The following is a 20,045-nucleotide window of genomic DNA, read 5'->3' as shown; positions in this document are numbered from 1 at the left end:
GCATGTTGATCCTGGTCACCGGAGGTGCGGGCTTCATCGGCTCGCACGTCGTCACCGCCCTCATCGGCGCCGGGCACACGGTGCGCGTCCTCGACGCACTGCTGCCCGCCGCCCACCGCACCGCGCCGCAGATCCCTCCCGGGGTGGACTGGCGGCACGCCGACGTCCGTGACAAGGCAGCCGTCACCGACGCCTTGCGGGGCGTGGGCGCCGTCTGCCACCAGGCCGCGATGGTCGGCCTCGGCAAGGACTTCGCCGACGCGCCCGACTACGTCGGTTGCAACGATCTCGGCACCGCGGTGCTGCTGGCGGGCATGGCGGAGGCCGGGGTGAGGCATCTGGTGCTGGCAGGTTCGATGGTGGTGTACGGCGAGGGACACTACGCATGCTCCCGGCACGGCGTGGTCCGGCCGGGGCCGCGCCTGGTGGCGGACCTGGAGGCGGGGCGCTTCGAACCGCCGTGTCCGCACTGCGGTGAGCCGCTCACCGGCGGGCTGGTCGACGAGGACGCGCCCGCGGACCCGCGCAATGTGTACGCCGCCACGAAGCTCGCCCAGGAACATCTGGCCGCCGCGTGGGCGCGGGCGACGGGCGGCAGGGCGTCCGCCCTGCGCTACCACAACGTCTACGGCCCCGGCATGCCGCGCGACACTCCGTACGCCGGCGTCGCGTCCCTGTTCCGGTCCGCGCTGGCGCGCGGGGAGGTCCCGCGCGTGTTCGAGGACGGCGGCCAGCGGCGGGACTTCGTACACGTCCGGGACGTGGCGGGGGCCAACCTCGCCGCGCTCGACGGTGTGCGCGGCCTTCCGGAGGGCGGCCTGCGGGCGTACAACGTCGGCAGCGGCGAGCCGCACACCGTGGGGGAGATGGCCACCGCGCTGGCCGCGTCGTACGGCGACCGGGTACCGGTCGTCACCGGGGAGTTCCGGCTCGGCGACGTCCGCCACATCACGGCTTCCTCACGACGTCTCCGCGAGGAACTGGGGTGGAAGCCGCAGGTCGCCTTCGCGGAGGGGATGGCGGAGTTCGCCGCGGCACCCCTGCGAGCCGGGTGAGTCCGGCCGGTCCGCTCCTTTCGATCCATCACCGATCGTTCCCCCCCGACCCCAGACCGCCGCAGGCAGACGGACCTCGAACCGGCAGCCGCCCGGCACGTTGGACGCAGCCGCGTGCCCCTGGTGGGCCTCGACCCGACGGAGGAGCACCGCGGCCGGGACGGGCACGTCGCGGCACTCGGCCACGTGCCCGTAGCCGTGAAATGCCCGTAGGCCGTCGTCGCATCCGGGTTCATGGGCGGACGGACCGGTGACGCTTCGTTAGGCGCAGGTCCCCGTGGCAGGTTCGGCTGACCATCGCCGGAGCCGTGGCCCTGGCCACAACAACTGCCGCCGTGACGGTGACCGTGGTCTCGGCGGGGGAGAGTGCGCTGACCCGCAGGGCGGAAGGCGGTCGGGGGAGTCTCGCCCAAGCTCAGTACCAGACGGAGAACGTGGCGTCGCCCCTGCCGGTGGCGGTGGAGATCGGGTCGATGCGCAACGCGTAGTTGAAGTGGCGGATGTAGCGGTCCGGGTGGTTGTGCGAGCGGAACGACGACCAGGACGGGTCGGCGAGCCCGGCGGTTCTGTGGAAGGTGGCGTCCTGGGCGAACAGTGTGGTGCCGTCGTTGGCGTCCAGTCGCAGCTGGTAGTAAGCGTGCCGTAGGTAGCGGGTCGGCTGGTTGACGGACTGGAAGGAGACGCCGGAGGGGTCGGCCAGCCCCGGCACCAGCTTCCATTGCGAGTCGGTGTAGGGGTCGAACGGGTACGGGTCGATGCGGCCGAGGGAATCGACCTGCCGCCAGTATCTGTCGGGGAAGTTGTAGGACTTCAGCCGGTTCCAGGCAGGCTTTCCCCACTTGGTGATCATGTTGTCGTACACCGTCTGGGGGATCGGCTTGATGTCGGCGTGCTTGGAGTTCAGCGGCTGGGTGTGGACGCGCCGGTCGGTGGCGGTCCAGGTGCCGGTGGAGAGGTCGTCGGTCTGGTAGGCGTAGAAGAGCGCGTTGGCGTCGCCCCACAGGTACCAGGTGCCGGAGGCCTCGGTGAGGATGGGGCCCTCGATGCCACCCTGCGGCGCCAGGCCCGAGGTGAACTGGGTGAAGCTGCCGGGCGCGAGGGAGGTGGACCTCGCACCGACCAGGCTGTTGCGGCCCTTGTAGTACAGGTAGTTGACGCCGTTCACGTCCTTGGCCAGGGTGCCGTCGATGATGTCGTAGCCCGGGTCGAAGAAGACCTGCGGTGCCGTCACCGTCTGGAAGTCCGTCGTGTAATTCACCATGATCACGTTGTGGCCGCTGCTGTTCACGGCCGAGTAGATGAGTGCGTACTGGCCGCGGGAGGGGTCCCAGAAGGCTTCGGGCGCCCAGGTGTGGGTGGCCATGTCGTGCAGTTTCAGCAGGCGGTAGTTGTCGAAGGAGCGCAGGTCGGCGGAGTCCCAGACGTGGATGTACGGGGTCTTCCTGGTCCAGTCGGTGCCCTTCAGGTTGGTCGCCATGACGACGTAGGTGCCGTCCTGCCTGGGCAGGATGAAGGGGTCGCGCAGACCGCCGTCGCCGGCGGTCGGGGTCACGACGGGGTTGTTCTGGTTCAGCGGCATCCACTGCAGCGCGTCGGTGCTGACGGCGAGGTGCAGGCCGTAGTCCGTGCCGAGGTTTCTCGGTGACTGGGTGAAGTAGGCCATGACGAACGGGGAGGTCGTCGCGGCGCTCGCCGACTGGTTGCCGAGGGTCAGTACGCCGGTGGTGGACAGCGGCACGGCCGCGGCCATGCCGAGGAAGAGCCGGCGCGAGGGAAGGGGTGTTGCGCTCATCTGGTGCCTCCAGGGCGTGGGGAACGTGCGGGCGGATCCACAACCGTGGGCGGCCCCGGCCCGGAGCCGCCCACGGGTTCTGTCCCTCGTCAGCTCCAGGGAGCGGCGGTGAGCCAGCTGGTGTCCTGGGCCCACGACTTCGTGTTGTCCCAGGTGTTGGTGCCGCCGTTGGCGGCGATGTAGGCCGTGTAGTTGTAGTGGCGGAGGTACTTGGTCGGGAAGTTGACCGACTGGAAGGAGGTGCCGACCCCGCTGTTGCCTGCGGTGGGACAGAAGGTGGCGTCCTTCGCGAACGAGCTGCCGCCGCCGTCGGTGTTCAGGTACAGCTGGTAGTTGGAGTGACGCAGGAACTGGCCGGGCTTGTCGGCGGACTCGAAGGACAGGCAGGAGGTGTTGGCCAGTCCGGCCCGGACGATCCAGGTGGCGTTGGCCTTGTCGGTGGCCGGGCTGGCGGAGTTGACGCTGGAGATGACGACCTTGGTGTCGCCCGTGTTGTGCCGCAGGTAGTGCGTGGTGCAGCAGGGCGAGGTGGTGGCCTGCAGGGAGACCCGCGAGCCGGGGGTGAGGGTTCCGGTGCCGGTCGAGCCGCTGTTGTAGCCGGCGGCGGTGATGTTGGCCTGGACGGCGTTCTCGGTGGCGTCCGAGGGGTAGCCCGCGGTCATGACGCCCTCGTAGAAGGTGCCTTGGCCGGTGTTGCTGTTGTCGCCGCCGATGCCGAGGATGATCGCGCCCTGCTTCTTCATCGGGTTGTAGCCGCCGGCGGTGGGGCGTATGCCGTTGTAGAAGGTGGACAGGCCGCCCGACTGGGCGTTGCCGCCGCGGATGGCCCAGTGGTTCGGCTCGCCCTTGATGATGGCGGTGGTGAACCGGTGGTTGATGGTCGGGTCGCCCGAGTTCACTCCACGGTTGACGCCGGAGAACAGGCCGTTCTCCAGGTCGGCCATGATCCAGGGGCCGGTGCCGCTGCCGGAGCCCCAGCCCGTGCTGTTGCCGAAGTAGATGGCCTCCATGGTGCCGTTGCCGTCGTCGTTGCCGGTCGTCTCGGCGTTGCCGTAGTCGAAGCAGCAGCCGGCGTTGTAGTGCGTGCCGTCGAAGATGGCGTACATGCCCTCGGGTTGGTCGCCGGTGGCGATGCCGTTGGTGTTGTTGTTGCGGTAGCCGGTGCCGGGGGCGACGTAGACGCCGTACGCCTTGTGGCCGCCGACGGTGACCGGGGCCTCGAAGGCGTTGGCCAGGTTGTCGTTCCCGTTCTCCGCCGGACCGGGCCAGTGGCCCTTCAGCGCCTGGGTGAGGTCGTTGTGCTTGGGCGACTGGTCGTAGATGACGGTGATGACACAGCTGGTGTTCGCGCAGAAGGAGTCCTGCTGCGCGGCGTCGGAGACACCTCCGGCGGCCAGCGGGCCGATGTCCTTGGTCGCGCTGTCGGAGGCGCGCTTGACCTGGTACAACGGGCCGTTGTACGCCCCGTACAGGGCGCGGGTGGTGCTGTGCGCGGCCACGCAGGGGGTGCCGCCCGCGGCGTAGATGTCGCACGGCCCCTGGGTGGCGGCCTGCGAGGTGGTGGCCGTGGCGGTGAGCAGACCGGCGGCGAGCGCGACGGTGGCACCGGCCGCGAGCAGCGCGTGTCTGACACCGCGTATCCACAGTGGCTTGATCATGAAGGACTCCTTCACCAGGCGGGGTGTGAGGGTGAGCGGACGTTTCCCTGCTGTTCGGCCGTGCGGATGTGGGGGGGTTGCGGTGACGCGTCGGTGCCGGCGCCGATCCGGAGGCGCCGGCACCCCTGGCGACGCGGGTCAGTTCGTCACACGGAAGGTGGCGTCACCGCGGGCTGTCGTGGTGGTGATCGGGTCGAGGCGCAGCTGGTAGGCGTAGTGGCGGATGTAGCGGTCGGGGAAGTTGTACGACTGGAACGACGACCAGGTGGAGTCGGCGAGGCCTGCGGCCTTGCGGAAGGTGGCGTCCGCGGCGAACTGGCTGCTGCCGTCGTTGAGGACGAGCTGGACGTCGTAGTTGGCGTGGCGCAGGAAGTAGCCGGGGTGGGCCACCGACTCGAAGGAGACGGTGCCGGTGCCTGCCAGGCCGGGCCTGATCCGGAACTGGGAGTCCTCGACGGGGGTGACGTTCGGGTCGATGCGCACGTCGAAGTCGGTCTGGCGCACGTACCGGTCCTGGAAGTTGTACGACTGGAGCCGCTGGGCCGGGGTGTTGGGCCAGCGGGAGAGCACGCGGCTCTCCTCGGCGGCCGTGAGGGTCATGATCGCGCCGTGGCGCTTGGGGGTGCCGCCCATGTCGTAGCTGGTCGTCGGTTGCAGCCGGTAGGTGCTGACGTCGAACGGGTTGGTCGTCAGGATCGGCCGGTACTCGCGTACGCCCTGCGCGTTGTTGTGGTCGATGTAGAGGGCCCACTCGTCGCGGTCCCTGAACTTCATCCAGACCGGGCCTTCCACCACGTTGCCGGTGAGGCCGATGCTGGAGAGGTTGCCGAGGTTGGTCCACGTCCCCAGGATCGAGTTGCTGCCCTCGATGTTGTTCTGGCCGTCACCGGAGGCGCGCAGGTAGCGGTAGGGGCCGGTGCCGCCGGGCACCTCGGTCATCTGGGTGTCGACGACCGGGGTGCTGCCGGGAGGGTCGATCCAGATCTGCGGGGTGGTGATGGTGCGGAAGTCCTTGGTGCGGGCGGAGTAGATGCGGTACTTGAAGATGCCGTTGACCGTGGCGTTCGTCGCCCAGTACAGGACGTAGTCGTTGGTCTCGGGGTTCCAGATCGCCTCCGGCGCCCACGCATTCTTTCCGCCGGGGACCAGTCCGGCGGCGCCGAGCAGCCACGGCTTCGACCAGGTCACCAGGTCGGTCGACTCCCACACCACGAAGTTGGGGCTGCCGTTGGTGTACGTCGAGCCGCAGCGGATGCACAGGTCGGTCGCGATGATCCAGTACTTGCTGCCGTCGGGTGAGCGCACCAGTGCGGGGTCGCGCACCCCCTTCGTGCCGATCTTGGAGTTGAGGATCGGCGCTCCGCCGTTGAGGTCGTTCCAGTGCATGCCGTCCGTGCTGTGCGCGAGGTACAGCATCTGACCGGTCGCGGAGTCGCCGGTGAAGTGCACCATCAGATAGCCGGGGTCGGCGGCGGCCGCCCGTTGGGGTGTGGTCAGGGCTTGCCCTGTGAAGAGGAGGCAGACGGCGAGCAATATCACCGTCAGCCGGGCGCGGAGCGCAGACATGGGATCTCCTGTCGGGTGCGGGTGCCATCGCCGGGCGGAGGGGGAGCGGGGTGGCGGGGGAACTGGGCCTTGGAACGGGCGGGGCAAAGCCCGGCTGCCGCGCGAGCCGCAAGGGGCGGATCCGAATGACGGTGCTTTCCCGCTTCGCCCAGGACGCCGTGGTGACGGCGGGTCAGGATGCACGAGCATGTGCGTCTACCCAGGTGGGGCGGGGTTGCGGCACGGGCCGGGTGTCGGTGCTTGTCAGCGCCCGTGTAGGCGTGTCGGGTGGGCGGCGCTTCGGTCGGAAGCCTGCATAGCCGATTCACTGTCCGATCCGGCGTTGGACGACATATCGAACGCTGTTCGTGAAATCGGGCAGAGGCTAGATCCGGAAAAGAGCGCGCGTCAATACATCCGACACATTCGGTCCATCGAACGTACGGATGGGCGACGATCATGGCCGGCGGCGTGAGCACGCTCTCCCTGGTCGACGCCCAGCGCAACCACCGGGAACGCCGGCCGAGGACGGAGCCGGGGAGGCCGCGGTGGCTCAAGGAGGCTGCGAGTGCCGCCTCCGCTCCCACGCATCCAGCAACATCCCCCGCCCGCACAACCCCCGGCACACCGCGCCGGCAGCCGGTACCGCCCTCGATCACCAGCCACAACGCAGCGCTCAACCCCGTCGGGCAATCACCAGCACAATGCCCGCCCAGTTTCTGTTATTGCCCCGCCGTCCCCCCGTCTCCTGTACATGCACGCAACAGAGCAGATCGGTCGGCGCACCATGCTCAGGGCCGCGGGCGCCGCGGCCGTCGGTCTCGTCGGCGTCGGCACCTCCTCGGTGGCCGCCAAGGTGAAGACCTGCGGCGCGCCCTGCTCCGCCGGGTACGCGAAGTCGGCCGCCAAGCTGCATGCGCAGAGCGGCTGCACGGCTCGTCCGCAGGTCATCGTGTACCGAGGCATGGAAGTGCGCCCCGGCAGCACGTGGCCGCAGAGCTACGGGATGACCCGACAGCCGGTGAGAATTGTGTGTTCACGGGCTGGACACCAGCAACGTCCCTACCCGTTAATCCATCCAATGTGTCAGCGAAGACCTGTGTTCCATATTTCGGACGACGTCTGAAAAATCGAACCACGAGGAAATATCGTCGACCCTCGACCCTCGGCCCCCGGTCTGCCGTAGAGCGCCGCGTCGGCAGCACACCAGCCCGTGACGCGCCACGCCCGACCGTCGGACGTGTGAGCCGGCACATCACAAAGTCCAAGCAGCCGCTCTGCCGTATCGAAAGGCTCACCATGTCTCCCTCCGTCAGCAGGCGTCGTCTTCTGCAACTGGCCGGGGCCACCGTGGCCGCCTCTGCCACCGGATCCCTCGTCGGTGCGTCTTCCGCCCAAGCGGCCATCGCCCCCGCGAGGACCGACATCGGGGTCCTGGCGCACCCCTTCGAACTCGGCCAGGTCCGGCTCACCGCGAGCCGGTGGCTGGACAACCAGAACCGCACCCAGAACTACCTGCGGTTCATCGATGTCGACCGGCTGCTGTACAACTTCCGCGCCACCCACAAGCTGTCCACCAACGGTGCGACCCCCAACGGCGGCTGGGACGCGCCGAACTTCGGCTTCCGCACCCACATCCAGGGGCACTTCCTCACGGCGTGGGCGCAGTTGTACGCGGTGACCGGGGACACCACCTGCCGGGACAAGGCGACCCGCATGGTCGCGGAACTGGCCAAGTGCCAGGCCAACAACAGCGCTGCCGGTTTCAACACCGGGTACCTCTCCGGCTACCCCGAGTCCAACTTCACTGCTCTCGAGCAGGGAACCAGTGGCGAGGTGCTGTACTACACGATCCACAAGACCCTCACCGGCCTGCTGGACGTATGGCGCCTCATCGGCAGCACACAAGCCCGGGACGTGCTCCTCGCCCTGGCCGGATGGGTCGACTGGCGTACCGGCCGGCTGACCGGCCAGCAGATGCAGACCATGCTGCGCATCGAGTTCGGCGGCATGAACACCGTGCTGACCGATCTCTACCAGCAGACCGGCGACGCGCGATGGCTCACCGTCGCCCAGAGGTTCGACCACGCCGCGGTCTTCGACCCGCTGGCGGCCAACCAGGACAAGCTCAACGGGCTGCACGCCAACACCCAGGTACCCAAGTGGATCGGGGCCGCCCGGGAGTACAAGGCCACCGGCACCACCCGCTACCGGGACATCGCCACCAACGCCTGGAACATCACCGTCGCCGCGCACACCTACGCCATCGGCGGCAACAGCCAGGCGGAGCATTTCCGCGCCCCGAACGCCATCGCCGGCTTCCTGAACAACGACACCTGCGAAAGCTGCAACACCGTCAACATGCTGACACTCACCCGGGAGCTGTACACGCTCGACCCCGACCGCGTGGAGCTGTTCGACTACTACGAGCGGGCGTGGCTGAACCAGATGATCGGCCAGCAGAACCCGGCCGACGACCACGGCCACGTCACCTACTTCACCCCCCTCAAGCCGGGAGGCCGGCGCGGTGTCGGCCCGGCGTTGGGCGGCGGCACCTGGAGCACCGACTACGGCAGCTTCTGGTGCTGCCAGGGAACGGGCCTGGAGATGCACACCAGGCTGATGGACTCCATCTACTTCCACAATGACACCACGCTGACCGTGAACATGTTCGTGCCCTCGGTGCTCACCTGGACGGAGCGCGGCATCACGGTCACCCAGACCACGACATACCCGACCAGCGACACCACGACCTTGCAGGTCACCGGCAGCGTCAGCGGAACGTGGGCGATGCGCATCCGTATACCGGGCTGGACCACCGGGGCCGCCGTCAGCGTCAACGGCGTCGCGCAGAACATCACCACCACGCCCGGCAGTTACGCCACCCTGAACCGCTCGTGGACCTCCGGCGACACGGTCACCGTCCGCCTGCCCATGCGGATCGGCATCCGACCGGCCAATGACAACGCGAACGTCGCCGCGATCACCTACGGCCCGGTGGTCCTGTCCGGCAACTACGGTGACTCCACGCTCAGCTCCCTCCCTGCGCTGACCACATCCTCGATCAAACGGACCAGCAGCAGTTCACTCGCCTTCACCGCAACCTCCAGCGGCTCCACCGTCAACCTGGGCCCGTTCTACGACGCGCACGGCTTCAACTACACCGTCTACTGGAACACCACCGGCAACACCGTCCGTCTCGTCAACGCGAGCAGCGGTCTCCTGCTGGGCATTCAGAACATGTCCACGTCCAACGGCGGCCGCGCTCTGCAATGGACGGACAACGGCACCGCCGACCACAACTGGGAAATGGTCACTGATGGAAGCGCGATCCGGTTCCGAAACGCCCACAGCGGCAAGGTGCTCGGCGTCCTGAACATGGACACGGCAGACGGCGCGACCGTCCTCCAGTGGTCGGACAACGGCACCGCCGACCACAAGTGGACGCTGCTCGGCCAGGGAGACGGGACCTACAAGATCCGCAACGTGAACAGCGGCAGGCTGCTCGCCATCGCGGGCAACTCCACCGCGGTCGGCGCGTTCGCGGTCCAGGACGCGGACGACGGCACCGCCGACAACCGCTGGCGCATCGTGCTGAACTGAGGCGTGTGGCACAAGGCCGTGAACTGGGCATTACCTGTGCATCGCTGGGGTGTCGGGCGCTGAACGGGTGTGGGTTGAGTCGTACACGGGGCTGCGGTTGACGTAGTTTCGCGGATACTCAAGCTGTGCGGGAGCGGAGTGGCAAAGGCACGACTCAGGCACGCTGGGCGCCCGGGTCCTTCCCTCCGCTACCGGCAGTGGGGCTCGTCGTCGATCGGTACGCGCGGGTACTGCGACAGCCACCGCCACGGGAGTCTCGCTGACCTGCGGGACACGCAGGAATCTGAAGCGACAGAAATCGTTGGTGATGGCCCTGCGGCCATGTCAAGCTTTCCCCCGTCAAAGGGGTGTAGCTCAGATGGCCAGAGCGCCGGCCTCCAAAGCCGGATGCCGCAGGTTCGACTCCTGCCGCCCCTGCCCAGATCTCATGCTCCTCGTGGCGACTGGAGTCCACCCAGGCCCGGGCTGGGTGGAGATGCCCACGCCCGCGATGCTGCTCGCTGAGACCACCGGCCGCCCGGAGCGTCAGCGCAGCATGTGAAGGTACGTGCATGACATGGAGCGGCGAAACACCAGCGTGGCGGGAAGTGGTACAGGCCATGCGGGATGCCTCGGACGCCGAGGAGAGCGTACGCCTGGGCGAAGGCGTGGGGGATGAGGAGATGAACGGCTGGGGGGTCTCAGTGCCCGAGCCGATCCGGGAGATCTGCCGCCGGAGTGGAGTGCTTCAGGTGGGCCCCCACGGCGAGTTCGGGGCCGCGTACCGCTCCGGGGCCGTCAACGGCGGGGCCGTCCGGCGGTGCGGAAAGCCCGGCTCGTTTCGTGTCGTGCACACCAACGCAGCCGCGGAGACGTACTACGTGGACATCGATCCCGGGACGGGCGCGTGGGGTCCGGTGTTCAAGTTCTGGGAGGACCACGGTGCCGAGCTGGTCGCGCCGTCACTCGCGCACTGGCTGGTGACCGTGGCAGAGATGGTGAAGCGCGCCTCGGAGGATGCGGAGCACTTCGGCGGCTTCTCCACGGCATTCCTCAACTGGTTCTCCGGGGACTTCGCCGATGCCGACGACGAGTTCCCCGAGGATTCGCCGGCTGCCCTGGCGCGCGCGGCCGGGCCTGTGACCGCGATGCCTGTCACGGCCGAGGCAGCGCGTGCCTCGGGTGATGCCGTGCTCGCGGACATCGGCTCCCGGCTGCCCGAGCGTGCGCTCGTAGCCGACCTGCGCAGGGCGGACGGACCGACGGAGATTCCGTTCGGCCGTCACCCCGGCTGGCCCGGAGGTACTCCCGTCTACCACCGCTTCCACAACGGCACGATCCTCGCGGCCGTCGGCGAGGCCTGACCATCGCGGCAGTGGCTCGTAGCTGCGACTCCGGGCCCACCTGAACGGTGATCAGGTCCCTGGCCGACATCCCTGTTGATCCGGCCCGAGCCGAGTGGCCGTGGTCGACAAGCTGCGAGCGCCGTACCCGGTGGAGCTGGAGGGGGCCGCGCCACGTGGATCGCGGCGCGGTTGACCAGGCGTCCGCAGGTTCTGCTTCACCAATGCCGTGGCTGAGACGGCTGGTTCCGGTGCTCACCGTGGCGCCCTCACCGTGGCGCGGTGATCCACAGCCGGCCCAGGATGCTGCCGGCGCGGAGGGCGACGAGGCAGGAACCTAGGTAGGCCGCGATGATCCCGGTGAAGGCGAGGTGCCAGGTGAATTCCGCGCCGACCGAGTAGTTCCCCGTGCCCATCCAGCTGAAGAAGCCCAGGATCACCTCGAGCACCGAGAGCACGGCGATCGAGAATCCCCAGGGCATCGTCGGTATGCCGATCAGGAAGGCCAGGAAGCGCAGGTTGGGGTGGCCTCGGTGGACGACGGCGACCAGCAGCACGGCCAGCGCCGCGACGACGTAGGCCTGGGTGAAGGCGTTCCACTGCAGCCAGTCGACGAGAGACATCGCGTCCCGTGTCTCCAGTTCCAGGAAGCGGTGGCCGTTGTGCGTGTACGCGAGGGTGATCAGGTTCCCGATGACGAGCACGCCGAGCAGCCAGCCGCACAGGGCCACGACGAGCAGGGCCGACAGGCCCACGGCCACCCCGACCTGCGTCGAGGACATCTCGGCCAGCCGGACCCGGGCCTCGCGTGCCGTCCCGCCCAGTCCGCGGGCGAGCGCCACGGTCGACCTGATGGTGCCCAGCCAGGAGGTCACGAGGACGAAGACCAAGAACGCCGTGAGGGCGATGCCCGGGCCGAAACCCGCCTTGAGCGCGAGTTCCCCCACGTCGTCGGGCTGAGGTATGCCCTGCAGGAACTCATCCATCCGTTCGCCCCCGTCCCCGCCCCTCCCGAACACGCCGAACTCGGGGCGCACTGCGCGAATCCTGGCACGAAGCACGCCGGTTCGGACCGGGAAAGTCACAACAACTGCGTCACCGATCACGGGCTGTTCTCTAGGCTGTCCTCCATGCACTCGATGATCAGGGGGGCGCTCGGCGTCTCGGGTGTTCTCGCCGCGCTGGCCGCTCTGTCGACCGGCTGCAGCAGGGGCGGCTCACCCACCGACTCCGCCGACGACAAGCCCAGCGGCACACCCGGTTCGCAGTCTGCCTCCAGTCCGTCGTCGCACCGCGGGCTCGGCGACATCCTCGTCGGCGGCAGGGCCGTCACAGGGTCGAAGCCCTCGGGCAACAAGAAGGTGCCCTACCAGCGCACTTACTCCGACGGATCGGTCTACGCGCCGGTCACCGGCTACCGGACAATGGTGTACGGCAACGCGGGACTGGAAGCCGTGTACGACGACGTACTGGCCCCAGACCCATCCGGTGACGCACCGGGTGACGTCTCCACGACGATCGACCCCGGCGCCCAGAAAGCCGCGTTCGACGCGCTGGGCGACCGGCAGGGAGCAGCGGTGGCTCTCGACGCCGAGTCCGGGAAGATTCTCGCGCTGGTCAGCACCCCCTCCTACGACCCGGCGGCGTTCGGCGGACAGCGACCGGCGGACGCGAAAGCGTGGAAGACCCTCAACGCCGCCGACCCCTCGCCCCTGCGCAACCAGGCGCTGCACCGGATCGGCTCCCCTGGCACGACCTTCAGCGTCGTCGTCGCGGCGGCCGCGCTGGAGGCCGGACTGTACGAGACGGTGGACGAGAGCACCAGCAGCCCGCTCACCTATGTCCTGCCCCGGACGGTCACCCGCGTGACCGGCGCGTCTCCCCGCTGCGAGGACGCTTCGATCAAGGAGGCGTTGCGCTCCTCCTGCGACAACGTCTTCGTCAAGATGGCCGCCGAACTCGGCGCGGACCGACTCCGGGCGACGGCGGAGAAGTTCGGCTTCGACGACGACACGCTGACCGTGCCGGTGAAGGCCTCCGGGAGCAGCTACCCCCAGGGAGACGTACCGGCCCCGGACACGGCGCTGACGGGTATCGGTGGCGGAGACGTCCGGGCGACCCCGCTTCAGATGGCCAGGGTCGCGGCCGTGGTCGCGGGCGAGGGGCGACTCGTGGCCCCGCAGATGGTGGAGCGGGTGGTGAAGGCCGACGGCACCACCGTCAAGCCCGAGGCACCAGGCGGCAGGGCCGGGCAGGCCGTCTCCCGCCGCACGGCCGACGCGCTGCGGACGGCGCTCGGGGGTGGGACGGGGGCCGGGTCCGGCGGAACGTCCGCGTGGGTCGCCGACGGTCAAAAGGGGTCCGGTACCTCATGGTTCATTACGTACGCGGATGCGGAGGGCGGGCGGCCGGTCGCCGTGGCGGTCTGTGTCGAGGGTTCCCCGTCCGGAAAGGACGACCGGGCTGCCGAGGTCGCCGACGTACTCATCGCCGAACTCTCCTGATACCTGGCCCTCACCGGAGAACGCAGCCAGGGTGGCTTTCTCGGGTGTGGAGCCCGAAGTCGTTGAAGAACTGGATGTGTCCCTTGCTGTTCCGCGCTGGTGCTCGGCGCATGATGCCGAGCAGTTCTCCTGGTGTCAGAGCGGAGAGAGCCCGGAAGTCGCGGTTCATGTGGGGCTGGTCGTGGTATCCAGCCTGGCTGGCCAGGCCGGCGAGCGAGTCCAGGCCGCTCGATGCCACAGCCAGCACACGGTGGAAGCGGATGATGCGGGAGAGGGTTTGAGCAGGCAGCCCGATGTGCTCTCGTAGCAGCCCTTGTATGCGGCGCTGACCGAGGCCGGTGACTGCGGTCAGCTCGCGTAAGGACGCGGCGCCGTCACGATCACGCAGCAGGTTCCATGCCTGGGCGGCGGCAGGTGGGAGGGCCGTCGTTCCGTCGCTGAGTCGCCGGGTGAGTAGGGTGTCGAGAAGCTGCCAGCGGCGGGGCCAGCGCGGTGTGGCGGCCAGTTGTTCGGTGGCCTTGGCAGTCCAGCCGACTCCCATGATGTGGTCCGGGTCGACGACCGTCCTGGCCAGGTGGTGCAGGGGGAGGTTCAGGAGCCGGTATGCGCCGAGCGGGGTGAGTTCGATCTCGACGGCAGATGCGGATCCACTGAAGCCGGCCAGCATGGGCCCGCTTTGGAGACCCGCGATCATCGCAGGCCACCGATCTGGTGACGCTTCTTCTGGACCGCTGTCGATGGTCAGCGGCTCCCCCCAGCCCAGGAGCACGATGACGGCTGCCGAGGGAAGGGTGACCCGCCCTGTCGGCTCGGCATCCTGCGACGACTGTGCGAGGGAGGGCGGGGAGGTTGCGGAATGGGACGGCGAGGATGATCTCGTGTGGGCCAGGTCACATGGTGGGAGTGCATAGCGGGGTAGGGGCCAGCGCCTTTTTGAAGGTGCAGGGGCGTGCAGGGGTAAGGGGCGACGGTTATGGGGGAGTTGCGGGCCGACGCGTTCGACCGGTTCGTGACGGCTCGGTGGTCGGCGTTGCTTCACCTGGCCCGGCTGCTCACCGGCGGTGACCGGCACCGGGCCGAGGATCTGCTGCAGGAGGCGCTGGTCAAGCTGTGGTTCGCCTGGCCGAAGGTGGGCGAGCAGGCGCCAGAGGCGTATGTGCGCAGGATTCTTGTCCGTGCCGCGGCTCGCTCGGCACGGCGTCGCTGGTGGGGCGAGCATCCCGTGGACCGGTTGCCCGACCCGCCCGGGGTGGGTGACGAGACCGCCGCCGTGGATGAACGGACCCGGTTGGAGGCCATGTTGGCGCTGCTGCCGGCGCGGCAGCGGGCCACGGTGGTGCTGCGCTACTACCAGGACCTGCCCGAACGGGACGTCGCGGAGGTGCTGGGATGCCCGGTCGGTACCGTCCGTTCGCTCACGACCCGCGGCGTCGCACGGTTGCGGCTGCTTCTGGCTGAGGCCGTCGAGCCAGTGGAATGAAGAAGGAGCCATGGATCACTTCGAGCAGGACCTGGCACGGATGATGCGTGACGGTCAGGAGGACAGGCCCTACGAGGACCGGCACCGCCACCGACTGCAAGCCGGCGTTCGCACCCGACGCCGGACCCGGACGGCCTTCATGGCCACCTCCGTGCTCTCCGCTGCCGGACTCGGCGTCGGCGTCGGACTGATGGTTCTGCCGAGTTCGGTCGCTCAGGGCGGACCTGCCGTCGCCCGGCCCCGCCCTGTCACCTCTGCCGAGGCGGGCCTGATGCCGTCGACGGCCCGTCCCGCGTCCACCGCCGAGGACATGCCGATGCCGGCCTGCATGTCACCCACGGGGCCGGAGCCGATGCCGTACCGCTCCTCGACTCCCGAGCCGCTCCCGATGCCGTACCGCTCCGCACCTCCCGAGTCGGCCCCGATGCCGACCTACACGTCACCCACGAGGCCGGAGCCGATGCCCTACCGTTCTTCGACTCCCGAGCCGGCCCCGATGCCCACCTGCACGCCGACCACGACGCTCGATCCGATGCCGTACCGCTCCTCAACTTTCGAGCCGGTCCCGATGCCGACGCACAATCCGACCACCAGGTAGCGACGTGGTCGGATGCAGCGGCCGAGTTCGGTTGTGATCTGACGGACCTGCGCCTTCTCGCGCAGCCGGTCGGCGACATGGCTTCCGGCCGGGTCGGGTACGGCTCGGTTCCGTGACACCAGCGCCTGCTTGTCCGACGGTTGCTCCCGAGGATCCGGCAGGCTCCGGAGTTGCTGACGCCCTGACGCCCTGACGCCCTGACGCATGGGCGGGAAGCATGCCTCCCGTCCGTGCGCCAGGGCGTGAGCCCCGCGGCTTCCGGTTCTCCCGGATCTCGAAGTCCCCCGCACCCCTTCGGTCGAGGTGGCGCGGTCGCTCATGACCGGCCCTACCTTGACGACAACACGACGACAAGGTCGATGCAGCCGGATACCCGAGCCGCCCGGCAAGGCCGCTGACCGCTGCTCACCGAGCCGAGCCCGCCCACCATGCGGTCGACACGTCGCGCAGGGTGTTGGTGCCGCAGTGCACCTCGCCCTGGCCGAGGTGATAGGTGTACCAGTCGTCGATGTACGACACCTTCAGACCGGCTCGCGTGTAGACGGCCGTGACCGCTTCCGTGAAGATGTCCTTGCCGCCGATGACGGGTCCCCACTGGCGGGGGGCCAGATAGCGGTCGCGGCCCAGGAGTACGCCGTTGACCGCGCCGGGCACGTATGCGCTGGTCATGACCGGCGCTGGAGCCTTCGCGCGCGAGGCGGCAGGGTTGTCGGCGAGCCACTTCTGCTGGCCGTGCTCCTTGAGGCTGTTCACCAGGGCCGAGCCGCCGCCCATGCGCGTCAGGCGTGGCACGGGAACGCTCTGCCCGTCGGCGGCCTGCTCCATCACGTCACGCGTGTACAGGGCGGGCACCCGTACGATCTCGCCGTCGGTGACGCCCGTCTCCCGCTTGAGGATCTCCAGGTTGGCCGCGATGCGCTCGGCCGCCATCTCGTTGTCGGCCACGAGGTGCCGGGAGGCGAGCGCCTGGGCGATGGTCTCCTTGGGGGCGGGAGCGCCCTTCGTGCGGGGGACGGAGAACACCTTCGTACTGCCGTGTCCGGCGCGCTCGGCGTCGCGCAGCAGCTTCAGCCCGGCGCTCGGGTCGGCGAGGCCGATCCGCCAGCCGCGCGGGGTGTCGGCGGGCAGGAACTGCACGAACTCGTCGACGTGTCCGACGCCCAGCCAGGAGGTGTCCAGAAGCAGGGGGTTCTGGAGGCCCTGTGACGTCAGCATCGTGCGCATGACCTTGGACGGGCGTATGTCGCTGCCCTTGCGTTCGCCCATGATGATGCGCCCGGCCGGGTACGACTTCCCGTTGTGCGCGTAGGGCGGGACGGTCTCCAGGTTGCCCATCGAGTTGAGTGACCAGTCGGCCGGCGGGACCGGGTCGGTGACCTGTACGACGCCGATGTCCCGGCCGCGGATCCTCTCGAACAGTTCCCGGCCCGACTCCCGGTCCAACTGGGCGGAGCGCAGCATCACGCGCATGACCTGTGGGCGGCCTCCCGGCCCGGTCATGCTGACGTAGGCCGGTTCGACGAAGTCCTGGGCCCAGGGGTCTCCGTACTTGGTGAAGGTGACCAGTGGTGCGGTGACACCGGCTGCCTTGACCTCCCTCGCCAGGTCCTTCACGAACTTCCGCTGCAGGCGCCCGTATTCGCCCTCGCCGCGGACCTTGGTGACCATCACCTGCTGGGTGTCCTGGAGGTGATGCTGGGTCAGGAGCGGTGCGGTGCGCAGGGTGACGGAGTCGGACGACGTCCCTTCGCCCGACTTCACCGTCAGGCGGATCACCGCCCTGCCGTCCCACCGGGCGCTGTCGCGGATGACATCGGTCGCCTCGACGCCGAACTCCACGCCGGAGCGCAGCTCGGCGGCGGTCAGCCGGGTCCGGGAGGTCACCAGGGTCCATGTCCCGGAGCGCTTGAGAAAGACGTGCGTGTGCTTGGTTCCTGCGGTGACCTTCAGGCTGCCTTCGGCGTCGGCGGGAAGGCCGGGAAGGGGCAGGGACCGGATCCGGGCGAGGTCGGCGGCGTCCGCGCTGCCGTTGACCTTCGTGTCCGAGGCGTCGTTGCAGGCGGCCAGCTTGGCGTCGGACAGGGGTTTGCCGCCGGGGCCGGTGGCGGGGCACCGCTTGGTGTCGTCGTCGAGGTTGGGCAGGTGCACCGCTCCACGACTGACGGACCAGCCGTCCTCGCCGGATGTGTCGGTGTCGCCGCTGACGTCGATCCGCCCGTCGCGGTTCACGTCCGCGCGCAGATCGGCCCGGGTGGCTGGGCCCGAGGCGGAAGCGGGGAGTGCGGGGCCCGCCAGCACGGATCCCGCTGCCGCGAGAGCCAGGACCATCGGCCCGGCAGGGTGGATACGCCTACGTATGCGTGAACGCACCTTTCGGCACCTTTCAGTTGGGGTGTTGTCGTGCAGCAGACAGGTCGGCGGGGAACCGTTCCGGGAGGGGGTGTCGAGTTCCCGCGCCGACGTGTCGGACAGGCTGTGGACGAGGCCGGGTCACCGGCTCGCCGTCGGTCCCAGCAATCCCGGCAGCGGGTTGACGAGGCTGCTGGCCGACTGGCGCTGGGCGGCGGTGCCGGTGGGCCAGACCGCCGGGCAGTGGGCGCCCTTGCGCGGTGTCTTCAGGGTGAGGAGGTACTTGTCGATGGCGCCCTGGGCGCACGGGCTCATCCAGTAGTCGCCGTGCCCGACTCCGTCATAGGTGAGGAGAACCGCCTCGTGACCGATCTGACGGGCTGCGTTGGCGCCCCAGGAGTGCGGGGTGGCCACGTCATAGCGGCTGTTGGTCATCAGGATCGGCGGGGTGCCGTCGACCCGCAGCCGGTGCTGAGGGTTGGTCACCTTGTTCGGCCAGTTCTGGCAGCCGGTCAGGTCCGTCCAGGCCAGGGGATTGACCCGGGTGACGGGGGAGATACGGGCCAGTTTGCGCTCGTAGCCCGCGAGGGTTTTGTACGACCGTAGTCCGAAGTCGTTGTCCTGGCAGGTCACCGCCAGGTATCCGTACTCTTCGGGCTTGCCGTGCCCCCGCTCGGTGAGGGACGGGCTGCCTTTCGCGGCGTCCAGTCGAGCGAGATCAGCAGCGAACTCGAACCAGGAGGACGGGTCGTACATGGCCCCGAGCGCGGTGTTCCGGAGTTCGGCGAGGGTGTACGTGTGGGGCGGGTCGCCGGGCAGGACGATTCCGTCGGCGGCGCGGCGGGCGAGCGACTTGTACAGTGCGCGCACGTCGCGGTCGTGCAGGGCGCAGGACGTGGTGCGGGCGCACCAGTCGGCGAACTGGCCGAACGACCCCTCCATGGCCACGGCCTCGGTCTTCTGGTAGGCCCAGGCGCCCAGGCTGTGGTCCATGTTGGAGTCGAGGGTCATCGCCCGTATGCGGCGCGGATAACGCTCGGCGTACTGCTGGCCGATGGCGGTGCCGTAGGAGACGCCGTAGTAGCTGATCCGGCGCTCGCCGAGGCCGGCCCGGATGGCCTCCATGTCGCGGACGACGCTCGCGGTGTCCATGTGGTCGAAGAGCTTCCCGGAGAGGTCCCGGCAGTTGCGGCCGAGGTCATGGTTCGTCTTGCGCAGGGAGGCGAAAGAGGCGGCATCGTCCGGGAAGAGCAGCTCGTTCTGGGCAATGATCAGATCCGCATCGCACATCACCGCATTGCTGCGTCCGACGCCGCGAGGGTCGAAGCCCACGATGTCGAAGCGCGCGCGCAGGGCCGACGAGAAGGATTCGGGGGCGGAGAAGGCGAAGTCGACGCCGGACCCGCCCGGGCCACCGGGGTTGATCAGCAAGGAGCCGATCCGGTGGGCGCGGTCGGTGGCCGGGAGCCGGTTGAGCGCCAGGTCGATGGTCGCTCCGCCCGGCTTCTTCCAGTCCACGGGCACCTTGAGGGTGGCGCACTCGAAGCCGGACGTGCCGTCGGGGGAGGCACAGGGTTTCCAGGTGATGCGCCCGGCCGTCGGGGCCTTGGCCGGGGCGCTGGCTACAGAGGTGCCGGCGAGCAACTGGCCGAACAGTGTGGTGATCAGGACGCCTACGGCCAGTCTGCTGCGGGTGCGCGCCTTTTGTGGGGCATTGGGGTGCACGGATGGTCCTCCATGACTGCGGAGTCTGGGGTCGAGTCCCCCTGCGAGACGGAACGCACATGGCCGAACGTCCGTGTGGGGAGGACTACTTGACGAGTCATCGCATCACGGAGGGCGTAGTGCCGTCCCCCTCCGAAGGGCTAGGTTCTGACTCGCACACGCTCCCCATTCGCGGAGCCGAGGGCTGGTCAACAGCAGCGAGCGGCAGAGAGGTTCAGGCAGTCCTGTGCCCGGACATTGAGGCGATCACCGGCAGTTGCGCGTAAGCAACTACGGAGTGCGGGACGCCATGTGCGTGTCTCTTCTCCGGGCCATGGAGCCATCGGGCTACGCGAAGGCGGAGCAGCCGTGGGCCGCCGCTTGCCCTATGCCGGATGGCAGTTGCACGTTCGAGGTGTCTCTGCCCTTGAGGAA

Annotated in this window: 13 protein-coding genes and 1 tRNA gene; 6 read left to right on the top strand and 8 right to left on the bottom strand. The window is 68.9% G+C overall.

Going from position 1 to position 20,045, the window contains the following annotated elements; all coding sequences use genetic code 11:
• Positions 1-2 precede the first annotated feature (2 nt).
• Positions 3-1,055, top strand: a complete 1,053-nt coding sequence (locus tag SCAB_RS04825; protein WP_012998923.1) for an NAD-dependent epimerase/dehydratase family protein — start codon at positions 3-5, stop codon at positions 1,053-1,055.
• A gap of 415 nt (positions 1,056-1,470) precedes the next feature.
• On the opposite strand, the gene SCAB_RS04820 is transcribed toward SCAB_RS04825, so the two are convergent.
• The 3 genes from SCAB_RS04820 to SCAB_RS04810 form a co-directional block, all read right to left on the bottom strand.
• Positions 1,471-2,847: a glycoside hydrolase family 43 protein gene (locus SCAB_RS04820; protein ID WP_012998922.1), complete on the bottom strand. Its 1,377-nt coding sequence runs from the start codon at positions 2,845-2,847 to the stop codon at positions 1,471-1,473.
• Between the two features lie 89 nt (positions 2,848-2,936).
• On the bottom strand, positions 2,937-4,505 hold the full coding sequence (locus SCAB_RS04815; protein WP_037727047.1) for an alpha-L-arabinofuranosidase B: 1,569 nt from the start codon (positions 4,503-4,505) through the stop codon (positions 2,937-2,939).
• Between the two features lie 138 nt (positions 4,506-4,643).
• Complete coding sequence (locus tag SCAB_RS04810; protein WP_012998920.1) at positions 4,644-6,071, bottom strand: glycoside hydrolase family 43 protein; 1,428 nt, start codon at positions 6,069-6,071, stop codon at positions 4,644-4,646.
• 1,278 nt (positions 6,072-7,349) lie between these two features.
• Between SCAB_RS04810 and SCAB_RS04800 the strand changes: the two genes are divergently transcribed.
• The 3 genes from SCAB_RS04800 to SCAB_RS04790 all read left to right on the top strand — a co-directional run bounded on the left by SCAB_RS04800 (position 7,350) and on the right by SCAB_RS04790 (position 10,996).
• Positions 7,350-9,653 (top strand): beta-L-arabinofuranosidase domain-containing protein, encoded by a 2,304-nt coding sequence (locus SCAB_RS04800; protein ID WP_041668896.1) that lies wholly within the window; start codon positions 7,350-7,352, stop codon positions 9,651-9,653.
• A gap of 343 nt (positions 9,654-9,996) precedes the next feature.
• Positions 9,997-10,070, top strand: a tRNA-Trp gene (locus SCAB_RS04795).
• Between the two features lie 182 nt (positions 10,071-10,252).
• Positions 10,253-10,996 (top strand): hypothetical protein, encoded by a 744-nt coding sequence (locus SCAB_RS04790; RefSeq protein ID WP_041668894.1) that lies wholly within the window; start codon positions 10,253-10,255, stop codon positions 10,994-10,996.
• Positions 10,997-11,244: 248 nt separating this feature from the next.
• Here the strand turns inward: SCAB_RS04790 and SCAB_RS04785 are convergent, their stop codons facing one another.
• Positions 11,245-11,961 carry a hypothetical protein gene (locus tag SCAB_RS04785; protein WP_049875837.1) on the bottom strand — a complete coding sequence of 239 codons (717 nt, stop codon included), beginning with the start codon at positions 11,959-11,961 and terminating at the stop codon, positions 11,245-11,247.
• A 144-nt stretch (positions 11,962-12,105) separates the two neighbouring features.
• Between SCAB_RS04785 and SCAB_RS04780 the strand changes: the two genes are divergently transcribed.
• Positions 12,106-13,479, top strand: a complete 1,374-nt coding sequence (locus SCAB_RS04780; RefSeq protein ID WP_012998916.1) for a penicillin-binding transpeptidase domain-containing protein — start codon at positions 12,106-12,108, stop codon at positions 13,477-13,479.
• Between the two features lie 10 nt (positions 13,480-13,489).
• Here SCAB_RS04780 and SCAB_RS04775 read toward each other — a convergent pair whose 3' ends face one another.
• Positions 13,490-14,146 (bottom strand): helix-turn-helix domain-containing protein, encoded by a 657-nt coding sequence (locus tag SCAB_RS04775; protein WP_012998915.1) that lies wholly within the window; start codon positions 14,144-14,146, stop codon positions 13,490-13,492.
• 306 nt (positions 14,147-14,452) lie between these two features.
• On the opposite strand from SCAB_RS04775, the gene SCAB_RS04770 reads away from it, so the two are divergent.
• Positions 14,453-14,959 (top strand): SigE family RNA polymerase sigma factor, encoded by a 507-nt coding sequence (locus tag SCAB_RS04770; RefSeq protein ID WP_012998914.1) that lies wholly within the window; start codon positions 14,453-14,455, stop codon positions 14,957-14,959.
• A 465-nt stretch (positions 14,960-15,424) separates the two neighbouring features.
• On the opposite strand, the gene SCAB_RS46845 is transcribed toward SCAB_RS04770, so the two are convergent.
• The 3 genes from SCAB_RS46845 to SCAB_RS04755 form a co-directional block, all read right to left on the bottom strand.
• The gene (locus SCAB_RS46845; RefSeq protein ID WP_148274176.1) at positions 15,425-15,676 is read right to left on the bottom strand and encodes a hypothetical protein; all 252 of its coding nucleotides are present in this window, start codon (positions 15,674-15,676) and stop codon (positions 15,425-15,427) included.
• A gap of 286 nt (positions 15,677-15,962) precedes the next feature.
• The gene (locus SCAB_RS04760) at positions 15,963-17,885 is read right to left on the bottom strand and encodes a protein-arginine deiminase domain-containing protein (RefSeq protein ID WP_049875650.1); all 1,923 of its coding nucleotides are present in this window, start codon (positions 17,883-17,885) and stop codon (positions 15,963-15,965) included.
• 162 nt (positions 17,886-18,047) lie between these two features.
• Positions 18,048-19,631: an alpha/beta hydrolase gene (locus SCAB_RS04755; RefSeq protein WP_012998912.1), complete on the bottom strand. Its 1,584-nt coding sequence runs from the start codon at positions 19,629-19,631 to the stop codon at positions 18,048-18,050.
• Positions 19,632-20,045: the final 414 nt, after the last annotated feature.

The organism is Streptomyces scabiei 87.22 (assembly GCF_000091305.1).
GTDB classification, from domain to species: Bacteria; Actinomycetota; Actinomycetes; order Streptomycetales; family Streptomycetaceae; genus Streptomyces; species Streptomyces scabiei.
This window is presented reverse-complemented; position numbering and strand designations above follow the sequence as displayed.

What these genes read in the sequence shown, in the direction of transcription:
- SCAB_RS04780 (WP_012998916.1), top strand. Translation starts at nt 12,106, where the DNA reads ATGCACTCGATGATCAGGGGGGCGCTCGGCGTCTCGGGTGTTCTCGCC.
- SCAB_RS04775 (WP_012998915.1), bottom strand. Translation starts at nt 14,146, where the DNA reads ATGCTGGCCGGCTTCAGTGGATCCGCATCTGCCGTCGAGATCGAACTC.
- SCAB_RS04800 (WP_041668896.1), top strand. Translation starts at nt 7,350, where the DNA reads ATGTCTCCCTCCGTCAGCAGGCGTCGTCTTCTGCAACTGGCCGGGGCC.
- SCAB_RS04825 (WP_012998923.1), top strand. Translation starts at nt 3, where the DNA reads ATGTTGATCCTGGTCACCGGAGGTGCGGGCTTCATCGGCTCGCACGTC.
- SCAB_RS04785 (WP_049875837.1), bottom strand. Translation starts at nt 11,961, where the DNA reads ATGGATGAGTTCCTGCAGGGCATACCTCAGCCCGACGACGTGGGGGAA.
- SCAB_RS04770 (WP_012998914.1), top strand. Translation starts at nt 14,453, where the DNA reads ATGGGGGAGTTGCGGGCCGACGCGTTCGACCGGTTCGTGACGGCTCGG.
- SCAB_RS04760 (WP_049875650.1), bottom strand. Translation starts at nt 17,885, where the DNA reads ATGGTCCTGGCTCTCGCGGCAGCGGGATCCGTGCTGGCGGGCCCCGCA.
- SCAB_RS04815 (WP_037727047.1), bottom strand. Translation starts at nt 4,505, where the DNA reads ATGATCAAGCCACTGTGGATACGCGGTGTCAGACACGCGCTGCTCGCG.
- SCAB_RS04790 (WP_041668894.1), top strand. Translation starts at nt 10,253, where the DNA reads ATGCGGGATGCCTCGGACGCCGAGGAGAGCGTACGCCTGGGCGAAGGC.
- SCAB_RS04820 (WP_012998922.1), bottom strand. Translation starts at nt 2,847, where the DNA reads ATGAGCGCAACACCCCTTCCCTCGCGCCGGCTCTTCCTCGGCATGGCC.
- SCAB_RS04810 (WP_012998920.1), bottom strand. Translation starts at nt 6,071, where the DNA reads ATGTCTGCGCTCCGCGCCCGGCTGACGGTGATATTGCTCGCCGTCTGC.